The organism is Phytohabitans kaempferiae, assembly GCF_042433955.1.
In the GTDB taxonomy this organism is placed as follows: domain Bacteria; phylum Actinomycetota; class Actinomycetes; order Mycobacteriales; family Micromonosporaceae; genus Phytohabitans; species Phytohabitans kaempferiae.
This window is the reverse complement of the sequence record NZ_JBHLUH010000076.1, coordinates 1-13,343: the sequence shown is the minus strand read 5'-3', so window position 1 is coordinate 13,343 and position 13,343 is coordinate 1. Positions and strand designations below refer to the sequence as shown.

At 66.8% G+C, this 13,343-nt stretch carries 8 protein-coding genes and 1 pseudogene; 6 read left to right on the top strand and 3 right to left on the bottom strand.

Annotated elements, in window-relative coordinates:
• Positions 1-433 precede the first annotated feature (433 nt).
• On the top strand, positions 434-919 hold the full coding sequence (locus ACFFIA_RS34785) for a helix-turn-helix domain-containing protein (protein ID WP_377259557.1): 486 nt from the start codon (positions 434-436) through the stop codon (positions 917-919).
• A 138-nt stretch (positions 920-1,057) separates the two neighbouring features.
• Positions 1,058-1,987, top strand: a complete 930-nt coding sequence (locus ACFFIA_RS34780; protein ID WP_377259554.1) for a proline dehydrogenase family protein — start codon at positions 1,058-1,060, stop codon at positions 1,985-1,987.
• Between the two features lie 148 nt (positions 1,988-2,135).
• Here ACFFIA_RS34780 and ACFFIA_RS34775 read toward each other — a convergent pair whose 3' ends face one another.
• Complete coding sequence (locus ACFFIA_RS34775) at positions 2,136-3,731, bottom strand: PucR family transcriptional regulator (RefSeq protein WP_377259551.1); 1,596 nt, start codon at positions 3,729-3,731, stop codon at positions 2,136-2,138.
• A 59-nt stretch (positions 3,732-3,790) separates the two neighbouring features.
• Between ACFFIA_RS34775 and pruA (ACFFIA_RS34770) the strand changes: the two genes are divergently transcribed.
• The 4 genes and pseudogenes from pruA (ACFFIA_RS34770) to ACFFIA_RS34755 all read left to right on the top strand — a co-directional run bounded on the left by pruA (ACFFIA_RS34770) (position 3,791) and on the right by ACFFIA_RS34755 (position 10,967).
• Positions 3,791-5,461, top strand: coding sequence for an L-glutamate gamma-semialdehyde dehydrogenase (gene pruA, locus ACFFIA_RS34770; protein ID WP_377259548.1), 1,671 nt, complete (start codon positions 3,791-3,793; stop codon positions 5,459-5,461).
• An 823-nt stretch (positions 5,462-6,284) separates the two neighbouring features.
• Positions 6,285-7,592, top strand: a pseudogene (locus ACFFIA_RS34765) (MFS transporter); the annotation flags it as partial.
• Between the two features lie 459 nt (positions 7,593-8,051).
• On the top strand, positions 8,052-9,680 hold the full coding sequence (gene pruA, locus ACFFIA_RS34760) for an L-glutamate gamma-semialdehyde dehydrogenase (protein ID WP_377259560.1): 1,629 nt from the start codon (positions 8,052-8,054) through the stop codon (positions 9,678-9,680).
• Positions 9,681-10,214: 534 nt separating this feature from the next.
• Entirely contained in the window at positions 10,215-10,967 is a 753-nt protein-coding gene (locus ACFFIA_RS34755) for a hypothetical protein (RefSeq protein WP_377259545.1), read from the top strand.
• A 570-nt stretch (positions 10,968-11,537) separates the two neighbouring features.
• Here ACFFIA_RS34755 and ACFFIA_RS34750 read toward each other — a convergent pair.
• Positions 11,538-12,626, bottom strand: coding sequence for a transposase family protein (locus ACFFIA_RS34750; protein WP_377259542.1), 1,089 nt, complete (start codon positions 12,624-12,626; stop codon positions 11,538-11,540).
• A 178-nt stretch (positions 12,627-12,804) separates the two neighbouring features.
• The gene (locus tag ACFFIA_RS34745; protein WP_377259539.1) at positions 12,805-13,206 is read right to left on the bottom strand and encodes a hypothetical protein; all 402 of its coding nucleotides are present in this window, start codon (positions 13,204-13,206) and stop codon (positions 12,805-12,807) included.
• Positions 13,207-13,343: the final 137 nt, after the last annotated feature.

Sequence of the window (13,343 nt, the reverse complement as noted above, 5' to 3'; positions counted from 1 at the left end):
CCGCTTACCGCAACGGAACCGAAGACAGACGCCAACGAAGATCATGACAAAGCACTACTAGGAATCAGTTCGAAGAGCGCGAGCATGGGCAGGCAACGCGTCGGCCCGAGACGCAACGAGATCACCCAAGCAGCTTGCCGCTGTCTGGCGAGGGGTTGGCTTCCTGATAGCTTTCGAGGAAGCGGCCGCCGCGGGCGATGTGGCCTTTCTCCCAGTTGGGAGTGCGATGTCGACCTCGGCCGGTTGGAGGAGACTGATGGTGTCGGATGTGGAGTCTCACGACTCTGTAGACAATTTGTCATCGGGACATCCCTGACAGCGGCGGGTCGTTGGGCGGTCCGTGACTTTGGACAAGGCAGGCGGTACGGCGGGCCGGTTGTGGCAGGTGGAGCACCGGTATCGGGCGGTGTTGGAGGTCCGGAACAGGTAGCCGGTGGTTGAGGTGGCGTTGCGGTACGGGGCGTCGCGGCAGTCGGTGTACACGTGGAAGGCCCGCTACGAACGCGACGGCCTGGCCGGCATCGAGGACTGGTCCCGGCGGCCGCATCGCAGCCCGCACCGGCTGGCCGCGGAGATCGAGGCGCTGGTGTGCGAGCTGCGCCGCACGCACCGGCGGTGGGTGCCCGGCGGCTGGTGTTCGGGCTGGCCAGCCGCCCTGTCGTCGCCGCGGTTGGGCGGCGTTGCGCGCGAGCAGATCGGCGGGCGGGAGCGGCTCGCGACCGCCAGCGGCGATGGTCAGTATGCGTTTGGAAACGTTGTCAGGGACGTGCAGCGCAAGCACCTTGTTGGGCATGCCGGCAGTGAACGCCGCGCCGTGCCAATCCGGCCGCAGGTGAGCTTGTTATCGGATCGGACAACGAAACCTCCGCATGTCGGCCAATGTCACAATCTCCTCGCGGCCTTCGCCGCTTACCGTTAGCGCACTGCGAGTGCGTCTTCACGGGAGGATCCGCCGAAGGACGAGATGTGCGGTCGGTCGGCGGAACCTTCCTGGCAGGGCGTCCGTGGCCTGAGGCGCTACGCGTTCGGGTTGCCCATATGGAGATTGGGGTGAGGCATGCTGCGGTCGGCGTTGCTGGCGGCCAGTCGTTCCACGCGTTTCCGCAAGACGATCGAAGGGGCCCGGCCGCTGCAGCCGGTGATCGCGCGGTTTGTGGCTGGGGTGGATACCGGCGACGCCTTGCAGCGGACGGCGGATCTGCTCGCCGCGGAGCTGAGCGTGACGCTGGATTATCTCGGTGAGGAAACTCGAGACGTCGCGCAGGTGGAGCGGACCGTGGCGGTGTACGAGCGGTTGTTGGCAGCGTTTGGAGACTGCGGCTTCGGGCGGCTTGCCGAGGTTTCGGTCAAGCTCTCGGCTGTCGGCCAGTCGCTCGGGGTGGACGGCAACAAGCGTGCGCTTGAAGCCGCGCACCGTATCTGTGTCGCCGCTCAAGCGGCAGGCACGACCGTGACGCTGGACATGGAGGACCACACGACGACCGACGCGACTTTGGAAGTCTTGCGCGCACTCCGCGTAGACTTTCCATGGGTTGGTGTGGCGCTGCAGGCGTATCTGCATCGGACTGAGGGCGATTGCCGTGACTTGGTCGGGGCTGGCTCGCGGGTGCGGCTGTGCAAGGGGGCATACGCCGAGCCGGCGTCGGTCGCCTACCGCCGAAAGGCAGAGGTCGACCGCTCCTACATCCGCTGTTTACGCGTGCTGATGGCCGGCAATGGGTATCCGATGGTCGCCACACACGATCCGCGGATCGTGGCGGTCGCCGATGTCTTTGGCGAGGAGTTTGCCCGGTTGCCGGTCGATCACGAGTTCCAGATGCTGTACGGGGTTCGGACCCGCGAGCAGCAACGGATAGCCGAGCGCGGAAATGTGATGCGGGTCTATGTGCCGTTCGGCGATGACTGGTACGGCTACTTCATGCGCCGCTTGGCCGAACGACCGGCCAACCTGTTGTTCTTCGCCCGTGCCTTGGTGAAGGGCCGCTGAGGGCCGGCTTGGCCGCATGCGACGCTTCCCGCCGTGAGGGCTCGCTGGCGTCGGCTCGCCGTGAATGTAGCTGACCGCCGCGCAGGCCGCGCCCAAATCAGCCTTGAAGCATCCGATCCTTGTCGTGGTTCGGAGCCAGCGGCTGGCCTTAAGAATCAGCATGATCATCTCGAGGGCCGGCCGGGCTGTTGTTCAGGGGCTGGGTGGTGAGGAGTTGGAGGTGACAGGCGAGGCGTTGACGGGGGTCGTCGAGGTTGATACCGCTGATAGTAGTGGCGCGGCGGATGCGGTGGCGGACGGTGTTGGGGTGAACGCGGAGGGCGGCGGCAGCCGTGGCGACGTCGCCGAGGGCGTCGAGGTAGACGAGTAGCGTCGCGACGAGGTCGGCGCCGTGGGTGGTGTCGTGGTCGATCAGGGCGGTGACTTTGGGGTCGCGCAGGTCGGGTTTCGCGGTGAGCAAGGCGCGGGTCTCGGCGAGGATCACGTCGGCGCGTAGGTCGGTGATGGAGGCCATGGTGGTGTCGGGCCTGAGGGTGTCGAGGGCGCGGTCGGCTTCGGTGCGTGATGCGGCGACGTCGTGGAGGGTGGGGGCCGCCGAGCCGATGCCGGCCTGGACTGGGATGCCGGTCCGGGTGCTGAGCACGTCGATGATGCCCCGGACCATGCCGGTGGGGTCGGGTGCCTGAGGGATGATCGCGTAGATCCGTGGCCCGGCACGGCCGACCAGGGCGCGGCGTCGGTGAGCGAGCAGGTGCATCGTGATCATGGTGGTGATCTGGTTGCGGTGCAGTTCGTGGGTGGCTTGGTCGGGCTCCGGCTCGCGGGTGTCGAAGGCGACGACGGTCACCGGGATGGTGGGATCGAGGCCGAGTTGGCCGGCGACGAGGTCGGCGTTGCCGTGGCCGTCGAGAAGGCCGGCCACGAGTTGTTCCGGGGTGCTGCCAGGCTGGACCCGTTGCCGCAGCAGGTGGACGGCGGCGACCCGGGCGGCACCTTGCAGCGCGCGTTCCACGCCGGCGGCGAACGGTTTGGGGCCTTGTTGGACCCAGATGGTGCCGAGGTGGTGGTTCCCTGCGCGGATGCCGACCGCGAGTCGGGCGCGGATGCCGAGTTCAGGTCGCTCGTCGACGTGGACGACGTCGTCGCCGGCGCGGAGCTGCTGGAACACCCCCCATTCACGGAGCAGGCTGAGGTAGTTGTCTGGGCCGCGCCAACCCAGAATGGACAGCCGCCGCAGCTCGTCGACATCGTCGGAGCGGGAGTAGGCCAGAACGCGGTTGCCAGCGTCCTCGATCGTGACGTTGCCAGCGGCCAGGATGGCCAGGGACTGGGCGACGGCGAACAGGTCGCCGAAACCGTCGTGGTTTCCGTCGGTGAGAGCAGCCTCGTCCAGGACGTCCTGGACCAGGGCCGCGAGCTGGTGCCAGCGCAGATCGGGCGCCACGCCCAGCACCGCGACGCCAGCCGGCTGGAGGCTGAGATCGGTGGGTGGCTTCTTCACTGCCACCGCGGCGGCGCCGGCGTCCGCCGCGGCTTGGGCAACCCGGGCGGCCCGGCGACCGCGGGCGCCTACGATCAGCACCAGCTCGCCGCCGTGGTGGCCGGGTTCGTCGTGCGGGTCGAGAACGGCGATTCCCCGGATGATGGGGTTTGCGTCCGGGGTGTGGAGCCGCAGGAGCGGTTCGCCGAGGGTGACGAGCAGCTGCCGCAACGGCACACCGTTGTCGGCCTGGACAGCAGCCATGGCGTCACCCTAGCCGATCACACAACCCGCCCGGGTTGGCTGGGTTCTAGCGTCGGTGCATGGATGCGATCAGCCGACCGCCCACGCCCCGTAACGAGCCGGTCCGCGAGTACGCCGCCGGCACCCCGTACCGGGAAAGCCTGCGACAGACTTTGGCCGAGTTGGCCACCGAGCGGTTCGAGCTCACGGCGACCATCGACGGGATACAGCGGATGCCGCGCGGCCGGCCGATCCAGGTGGTGGCGCCGCACAATCACCAGCAGGTGTTAGGTGTCACCGCCAACGCCACCGCGGACGATGCGAAAGCCGCCATCACCGCAGCACTGCGCGCCGCAAACCCGTGGCGCCAACTGCCGTTCGACGAACGGGCCGCGGTCCTGCTGCGGGCGGCGGATCTGCTGTCCGGGCCGTGGCGGGACACCCTCAACGCGGCCACCATGCTCGGCCAGTCGAAGACCGCGGCCCAAGCCGAGATCGACGCCGCCTGCGAGCTGGCCGACTTCTGGCGGTTCAACGTGCACTTCGCCCACCGCATCCTGGCCGAACAGCCAGAAAGCGCGTCCGGCGCCTGGAACCGGCTGGACTACCGACCGCTGGAAGGCTTCGTGTACGCCATCACCCCGTTCAACTTCACCGCCATCGCCGGCAACCTCGCCACCGCCCCCGCCTTGATGGGCAACACCGTGCTGTGGAAACCCGCCCCCGCCCAAACCCTCGCCGCATACCTGACCATGCGACTGCTGGAGGAAGCCGGTCTGCCCCCCGGCGTCATCAACCTGCTCCCCGGCGACGGCCTCGCAGTCTCCGACAGCGCCCTCAGCCACCCGGCCCTAGCCGGCATCCACTTCACCGGCTCCACCAGCACCTTCCACCACCTGTGGCGGCGCGTCGGCGCCAACATCGGCCGCTACCGCAGCTACCCGCGCCTGGTCGGGGAAACCGGGGGCAAAGGCTTCGTCCTCGCCCACCCCTCCGCCGACCCGGACTTGCTCCGCATGGCGCTAATACGCGGCGCCTTCGAATACCAAGGGCAGAAATGCTCCGCCGCATCTCGCGCCTACATCCCCCGTTCGATATGGGCGCGAATCCGCGACGACCTCGCCGACGAAACCGACGCTCTTTCCATGGGCGACATCACCGACTTCAACAACGCCCTCGGCGCCGTCATCGACCGGCGAGCCTACGACCGGCTCACCGACGTCCTCGACGCCGCCCTCCACTCCACCGAACTCCAGGTAATCGCCGGCGGCACCGCCGACGACTCCAAAGGCTTGTTCGTCCGCCCCACCCTCGTCGAAGGCAACAACCCCACCAACGACGTGTTCATCCGCGAGTTCTTCGGCCCCATCCTCGCCGTCCACGTCTACGACGACCACCAGTACGACCGCGTCCTACAGCACATCGACGACAGCACCCCATACGGGCTCACCGGCGCCATCATCGCCACCGACCGCGCCGCCATCCACCACGCCAGCAACCAACTCCGATTCACCGCCGGCAACCTCTACATCAACGACAAACCCACCGGCGCCGTCGTCGGACAACAACCCTTCGGCGGCTCCCGCGCCTCCGGCACCAACGACAAAGCCGGCTCCATCTACAACCTGCAACGCTGGACCAACCCCCGCACCACCAAGGAAACCCACAGCCTCCCCGGCGTGACAACAACCCGCCCGCGGCCGAAGGCATCGTCAGGCGATCCACGCGATGGGTCCGATCCTGGCAGCTAGTACGGCAGTGACGGGACTATCGCGTAAACGGCCCGGGACTATCGCGTAACTTGACACTCCCTGCGTGCGGTGTTTAGCCAGCACGCAATGTGACCGCCTCCCGCAGGCATGTTCGTCCGAGGTGCGGGGTGTCGCGTACTCGGGGCGCCACATTGCGTGGCTTGACACGCGAGATGTTAGGTATACACCAAATATGACAGTGCGCAGGTCCACTGTGGGCGGTCAGCAGCGTCCCTGAGCTGGAACACCGTTGGGCTGGGCGTGGGCGAATGCCTAGCCCGTCCGTTGGGAGGCTGTCCCGGGCGCATGGGCTCGATATTGGAGAGATCATGTTTTATGGCCCTCGACGGGCGGGCGCCGATGGGGCCTCCCGGTCAGGATTCAGATCGTCAGCTTGACCGCGGCGTGTGCCGTTTGTGGCAGCTGCAGTGGCGCAACAAGCCAATCGACCGACGTGCTGTCAGCTTCGCCTCCGAAAGCACTTTCAGCAGCAGGGGCCGATGGCCTCTGTCACTACGAAACCCAGCCCTCGGCTGCCCCGAACGTCGCTTCAAGAATGCTTGATGCTCCTTGTCTGCTCCCACTCGCGCTGTGCCCGGCACCGACGGCGACGCCGGCCTTTCGCAGGAAGATGAACCGCTCGGTCCTCATACTCGGCGCGCCCACAGCATTCGGTCCGCTGATCATTGACCTTTACCTGCCCGCGTTTCCTGAATAGCGGACGACCGCGACGCCATTGAGGAGCAGATCCAAATGACCGACTCGCAGTACTTGCCCGAGGCATCGATCCAGCCTTCGGGCCGGCCAACTAGAAAGGTCCCGCATGACGACGACCTCGTCACCTCCAGCCGGAACCGCGACGGGTGAGGTCACCGCCACGACAGCATCGACTCTCGAAGCGGACGCGGCTGCTGTTGCGGCGCTCAGCCCACGGCAGACCGTGCAGGCTCTCTCCGGCCTGATGATGGGCTTATTCGTGGCGATCCTGGCCGGCACCGTGGTCTCGACCGCGCTGCCGCGGATCATCCACGACCTGGAGGCGAGCCAGTCCTCGTACACGTGGGTGGTCACGCTCGAGCTGCTGACGATGACGGCCACGGTGCCGTTGTGGGGCAAGCTCGCCGACCTCTACAACAACAAGCTGCTGATCCAGCTGTCGCTGGGCTTCTTCGTGATCGGCTCGCTGGTGGCCGGTTTCGCCCCGAACATCGAAGTACTGCTGGGCAGCCGAGTGCTGCAGGGCGTCGGTGCCGGCGGTCTGACCGCGCTGGTGCAGATCGTGATGGCGGCGATCATCCCGCTGCGGGAACTCGGCCGGTACTTCGGGATCTTCGGCGCGATCTTCGCCTCGGCGACCGTCGGTGGACCGCTGCTCGGCGGCTTCCTGGTCGACTCGCCGCTGGGCTGGCGGGCCTGCTTCTTGGTCGGCACGCCGTTCGTGCTGGTCGCGATCGTGCTGCTGCAGCGCACGCTGAAGCTGCCGACCGTACGGCGCGAGGTGAAGATCGACTGGTGGGGCGCGGTCCTGATCATGGGTGGCGTGAGCACGCTGCTGGTCTGGTTGTCGTTCGCCGGCAACAGGTTCGACTGGGTTTCCGGCTGGAGCTTCGGGCTGGTCGCGGTCGCTGTGGTCGCACTGGTGGCCGCGGTGCTGGTCGAGCGCCGGCACCCGGAGCCGATCATTCCGATGGACCTGTTCCGCAACCGTACGGTGATGCTGGCCATCGTCGCGAGCGCGCTGGTCGGTGTGGCGATGGTCGGTGGCCCGGTGTTCCTGGCGCAGTACTTCCAGATCGCGCAGGGCTACTCGCCGACCAATGCGGGGTTGATGAGTCTGCCGATGATCCTCGGCATCATAGGCGCGTCGACGATCGCAGGTGGACTGATCACGAAGTACGGGCGCTGGAAGATCTACCTGGTCACGGGCAGCGTCCTGCTGCCAATCGGGCTGGCGTTGTTCGGCACGATCGACGCGCACACCTCGAAGTACCTGCTGTGGGCATTCATGATCGTGCTCGGTGTCGGCATCGGCCTGGTCATGCAGAACCTGGTGCTCGCCGCGCAGAACGACGTACCCGCGCGGGAGCTGGGTGCGGCGACGTCGGCGGTGAGCTTCTTCCGGAGCATGGGCGGCACCATCGGCGTCAGTGTGCTCGGCGCGATCCTGGCGAACAAGGTCACCGAGACGCTGAACCCGGGTGGGGCCTCGTCCGGCGGTTCGACCGCGGTGCCGAACATCGCGGACCTGCCGCCGCAGCTCCGGACGATCGTCGAGAACGCGTACGGCGCCGCGACGGCGGACCTGTTCATGATGTCAGTGCCGTTCGCGGTGCTGGCGCTGATCGCCGTGCTGTTCATCAAGGACAAGGCGCTCCTGACCACCACAGGTGCCCAACGCCGCGCAGCCGAGGAGGAACCAGAGACCCTGGACGATGATCGTTGCATTCAGCACCCACCCGGCCGGTGGTCTACCTCATGTGCCGTCTCGCAGAGCGCCCTGCCAACCTGGCCTTCTCCCTCCGTTCTCTCCGCAGTACCACCCGGATCAGTACACCGATTGGCTGACTACCAGATCGAGGAGTTCCGCACGATGGATGCCGTCACCGCCGTCCCGACGCCTGCCAACGAGCCCGTGAAGGGGTATGCGTCCGGGTCGGCCGAGCGCGCGAGCCTGGAGGCGAAGCTCAAGGAGTTCACCGCAGCGGGTGCGATCGACCTGACCTGCACGATCGGTGGCGAGCAGAGGCTGGGTGGCGGCGCCCCGATCGATGTGGTGCAGCCGCACAAGCACGCGCATGTGCTCGGCACTCTCGGCAACGCGACCGAGGCAGACGGCCGGGCCGCTGTCGATGCGTCACTGGCGGCCGCTACGGCATGGCGCGCGCTGTCCTTCGACGACCGCGCCGCGATCTTCCTGCGGGCCGCCGACCTGCTGTCGGGGCCGTGGCGCGACACGCTGAACGCGGCCACCATGCTCGGGCAGTCGAAGACGATCCAGCAGGCCGAGATCGACTCTGCGTGCGAGCTGATCGACTTCCTGCGGTTCAACGTGGCGTTCGCGCGCCAGATCGTCAGTGAGCAGCCGATCTCGTCCCCGGGCGTGTGGAACCGGATCGACTACCGGCCGCTCGAGGGGTTCGTGTACGCGATCACCCCGTTCAACTTCACCGCGATCGCCAGCAACCTGCCCACCTCGCCGGCGCTGATGGGCAACACCGTGGTGTGGAAGCCGTCGCCGACGCAGCAGTTCGCGGCCCACTGGACGATGCGGCTGTTCGAAGCCGCGGGCCTGCCGGCCGGCGTGATCAACCTGGTCACCGGTGACGGCATCGAGGTCAGCAAGGCCGCGCTCACCCACCCGGACCTGGCCGGTATCCACTTCACCGGCTCGACGAAGACGTTCCAGTCGCTGTGGTCGACGGTCGGCGCGAACATCGCGTCGTACAAGACCTATCCGCGGCTGGTCGGAGAGACCGGCGGCAAGGACTTCATCCTGGCGCACTCGTCGGCGGACCCGGCGGTGCTGAAAACGGCGATGGTCCGCGGCGCGTTCGAGTACCAGGGGCAGAAGTGCTCGGCCGCGTCCCGTGCGTACGTCGCCCGCTCAGTGTGGGACCGGGTCCGCGACGACCTGATCGCCGAGACCGAGTCCCTGACCATAGGCGACGTCACCGACCTGTCGAACTTCATCGGCGCGGTGATCGACAACCGCGCGTTCGCCAAGCACAAGGCCGCGATCGACCGGGCGCAGCAGTCCGACACCGTCCAGATCGTTGCCGGTGGCACCTATGACGACAGCGAGGGGTACTTCGTCCGCCCGACGCTGCTGCTCTCCGACGACCCGACCGACGAGATCTTCACCACCGAATACTTCGGCCCGATCCTCGGCGTGCACGTGTACGACGACGCCGACTACGAGACCGTGCTGGCGCAGATGGAGAGCGCCACGCCGTACGGGCTGACCGGTGCGGTCATTGCGCAGGACCGGCAGGCGATCGCCCACGCGTCGGAGTGCCTGCGGTTCGCGGCCGGCAACTTCTACGTCAACGACAAGCCGACCGGCGCGGTCGTCGGGCAGCAGCCCTTCGGAGGTTCCCGCGCGTCCGGCACCAACGACAAGGCCGGCTCCATGTGGAACCTAATCCGCTGGGCCTCCCCACGCTCCCTGAAGGAGACCTTCAACCCGCCCACCGACTACCGCTACCCCCACCAACGCTAGCGGGCAAGGCGATCAGGTCGGATCGATGACGCCCTCGCGGTGCGATCAGCAACCCAGGACCGCGAAGCTATACGACGCCACACGACTACCACGCTTGCCGGTCACGATCGCTACCGCACAAGGAACCCGGGTCAACGCCATGTCAATCCCCTGGAACTGTGGAGGCTGCTATCGCCGACTCGGGAAGGGTCACCAACGCGGCCCGACCAGCGGATTTACCGCCTTCGCAGGCCGCGCTTGGGTACGCGTTTCGGGTGGACCTTCCTAAGATCGAACCCGGTGGACCATACGTGGCAGAATAAGAACCACGTTTTCCCAGTTCAGGGACCATCTGTGAGTGTTGCGGCCGTTCGTCGCCGCGCTACACCGACGAGATCGTGAATAGCCATCGTCCGAGACAACGTCGAGTGATAGGCGGCGGCTGCCTGAACGGATCTGGCTTCAACGAGTCATGGCGGCAGGGGCGCTAGAGTCGTCGGCGTGGGAGCTGAGGCGTCGCACGGCGGGGGCGACACCCGCCGTCGGGCTGTCTCGGTGGTCCGCGAGCAGTTCGCTTTTATCGAACAGCGGCCCGGCTGCCGGGTCGAAGTGCAGAACGACAGCCTGCTCACCGTTATTGCGTACATCCTTGCCGATCTCACTTTTGAGGTAATACTCGAGTGGCGCGACATGTACGCCAGCGCAATGGTCGGTCGGACGATGGGCGGTGGGCGTCCACCCGGGCACCTTGTCCACTTCGGACTGCGGGTCCGGTACCACCTCAGTGACCTGCTGCCTACCGAGGCGGAGGCGTCTCGCTCCGGAACCGCCCCGGTGACGAAACGCCAGAGGACAAGGCGAACGACCCAGGCCGCGGCATCGAACACGAACAGTGCCGAGCTGCTGGACCGTATGGCCGAGCCGATTGCGGCTCTGGCCGCCGCACTGGCCGAGTCGTTTGACGGCGTATGCGCCAAAGCCCGCCGAGGCTTCGCGGAGTCGGAGGAGCACCGCACGCTCAACCCACCACCCGTGCCGCCGCACGCATGCCCGGGACTCGTGGGATTGCTGGAGGACTTTGACTCGCTGATCCAGTACAACCCTGTCCTCCGAGAGATCCAGCATTGGCGGTCGCCGACGAAGTCGATCACCTTGACCAAGTGCCCCGCGTGCGGCAAGGATCTGCCGCGCTCCCTACGCAGCGACCTGCACGGGGCGATGACTGAGGTCCCGCCCGACGCGGTAGGCGTCCGCCGCCTGCCGGACGAGATGCACAACGACGAGTGGTGGCGTCGTCGCGGTCTGTAGAGTAACCCCTTCGTGCGCCTGCGAGCTGCCCGGGCCTCCGCTCCGACAGCTGACGGGCATCTTCATGCACGACGACGACCAGGTGCGTCGCTGTTCAGCGTGTTCCGCACCCCGCAGTGTATCTGCTTCCTCCCACGCCCGCACCCGCGCTGACCAGCACAAACACGGTCAGGAGTGACGCAGTGCACGCACGGCCGCACGCACGCAGGACGCCGTCCGATGGCGCTTGTTCTCCCATTGAGACGGCGTGCCAGGCAGGAGGCCGACGCTCACGGCACGGCTCCTCCATCCCTCTTGGATCCGCAGCTCGGTTGACAGTCGCCGCCCTGTCCGTCTAGCTACACCGACGCGCGGATCGCGGCAGATGAGGATGCCGTTCGCCGCGGCGATGAAGACGATAATGGAGGCGTGACGGAGTGGCACGACTATTCCGGGGGCCGTCTCCGCGTCTTGGGGTTTGCGTAAAGCGCGTACTCACCGCGAACGCCGCTGGCACGCGAAAAGCTCCCCATCTTGTACGCCGTCCAACAACGTGCACGGCGTTGGACGAACGCGCTGACGCGTGGGCGGTCAGCGGGGCGGGACGGCGCCGAACGCTGTCGTGATCTCGGCCAAGATCGCGTCGGACATCACGTCCGGGCTTCGGGTGGCGTAGCGGTCTGCGGCGCTGATACGCCTATCACCGACCAGCTGCCACGGTTGCGGGCCCCACGTGCCCTGCCCCTCAAGTAACAGTTGTGCCAGCCGCCGCGGCTGCCGCATCGCCCCGAACGCTTGCAGTGCTCCGGCCAACTCGTTGACAGCGTCGGCGGGCAGCCCGGTGTCGGCCATGACCGGTAGAAGCAACAACATCAGCCCCTGCGCCGACAGCACCGCCCCGCTGAGAGATCCAGACCTCGACACCGTGACCAATTCGCCCCAACACATTCCAGGCCCCAGGTAGTGCCCCTCGATGGTGGCCAGCAGCACCGGCTCGGCCCATCGTGGATGGTGCAGGTGATAGTCGTAGCCGGAGTCCTCTTTGAAATTGCGGTAGACAAGCGAGATCGAGTGGCCCGACGGCAGGCCGATGGAGAACACCGGCCACCGGTGTTCGTCGCTGAGCCTGCTATAACAGCGCCACATCTCGGCCTCGTCGACATCGAAAGCGGCGCATAACTCGTCGGCCTCGCCATGGGTGTATTGCAGCAGGTGCACCGGCCAGAACAGTGGATCGTCCAACACCTGGCAGCCATCGACGAGTGGATCGTCGGCGTACCCGGGTAGGTCCAGCACGCTGTCATCGTGACACAGGACGTGTCCGGCCGGGGTGTCGGCGTCGCCGGAGCCCCGCATGGTCTTGCCATCGACCGCGATCGCCCGCCGATCGCCCACCGGTGGGTGGGGTAGCCGCTGGTGGAACCATCCGCCCAGCACGGTGCTGAGCCGTTGCGGATCGAGGGCCTGCAGCAGCCGCCGGATCATCGACTCTGACGGCCGGCGTGCTGGGTCCATGCCCAGCGCGACCGCCGCCTGGCCGGGCAGGTCGGTGACCCACTCAGCGATCGCGGCGTAGGAGCGGTAGCCGGCCACGACCGCGCACATCGACGCCGCCACGACCGTGGCCAGGCGATGCCGCACTCCGCGACGGGCCCGCGGATCGGGCACCGCGGCCAGCACCTGTAACAGGCCGCCGGCACAGTCCTCAACGGACAGATGGGCCGGTGCGACGGACTCAAGGACGGTCAGCGATGATGACGACGCGGGCATGGTCCTTCTTCAGACGATCAAGGCTTCGACACCCTTGATGATCTTCTGAACGGTCATGCCCGCCTTGCCGTCCACGACCCCGGCGCGTCTACGCGAACCGGACAACGCTTGAGACCTTCACGACTTTGCCGGGGCCCTGGTCGACAGTCGCGTTCCCAAGCCACCACGGGTCGATCGGCAGCAGCCCTTTTCCATCCTTCGGTAGGAGGCTGTCGAACCGGCTACCGACCGGTTCCCACTGGTTGAGTTTCCACGCGGTTTGGGACAGGTCGATCAGCTGGGACCGCTTGACCTCGTCGTAGACGCCGTAGACGTCGAGCAGGGAGATGACGTGGTCGGCGCGGAACGGCCACTCCGCCCGTTCGTAGCGGGCGAGGGGTGCGCCACGAGGCGCTCTGTCGTAGTCCCAGCTCAGCTGGGAGGAATTGGAGGGATGTTCCTGGGTCTGATGGCTTACCGGACATCGAAAGGTGGGAAGGGAAAAGAGCATGCCAGGAAACCAGCGGCCGGGTCCAGGTGTTAGGGACGGTGCGCTGGGGGACCCGCGTGATATGGCGAAAGCTGGATTGCCTGAATCCTAATCTCCAGAAGACGCAACCGGCTCGTCCGCCGGAAAGACGCCTGTAA

Coding starts and splice junctions, on each gene's coding strand:
- ACFFIA_RS34775 (WP_377259551.1), bottom strand. CDS start 3,731: ATGGCTGCTGTCCAGGCCGACAACGGTGTGCCGTTGCGGCAGCTGCTC.
- pruA (WP_377259560.1), top strand. CDS start 8,052: ATGGATGCCGTCACCGCCGTCCCGACGCCTGCCAACGAGCCCGTGAAG.
- pruA (WP_377259548.1), top strand. CDS start 3,791: ATGGATGCGATCAGCCGACCGCCCACGCCCCGTAACGAGCCGGTCCGC.
- ACFFIA_RS34745 (WP_377259539.1), bottom strand. CDS start 13,206: ATGCTCTTTTCCCTTCCCACCTTTCGATGTCCGGTAAGCCATCAGACC.
- ACFFIA_RS34780 (WP_377259554.1), top strand. CDS start 1,058: ATGCTGCGGTCGGCGTTGCTGGCGGCCAGTCGTTCCACGCGTTTCCGC.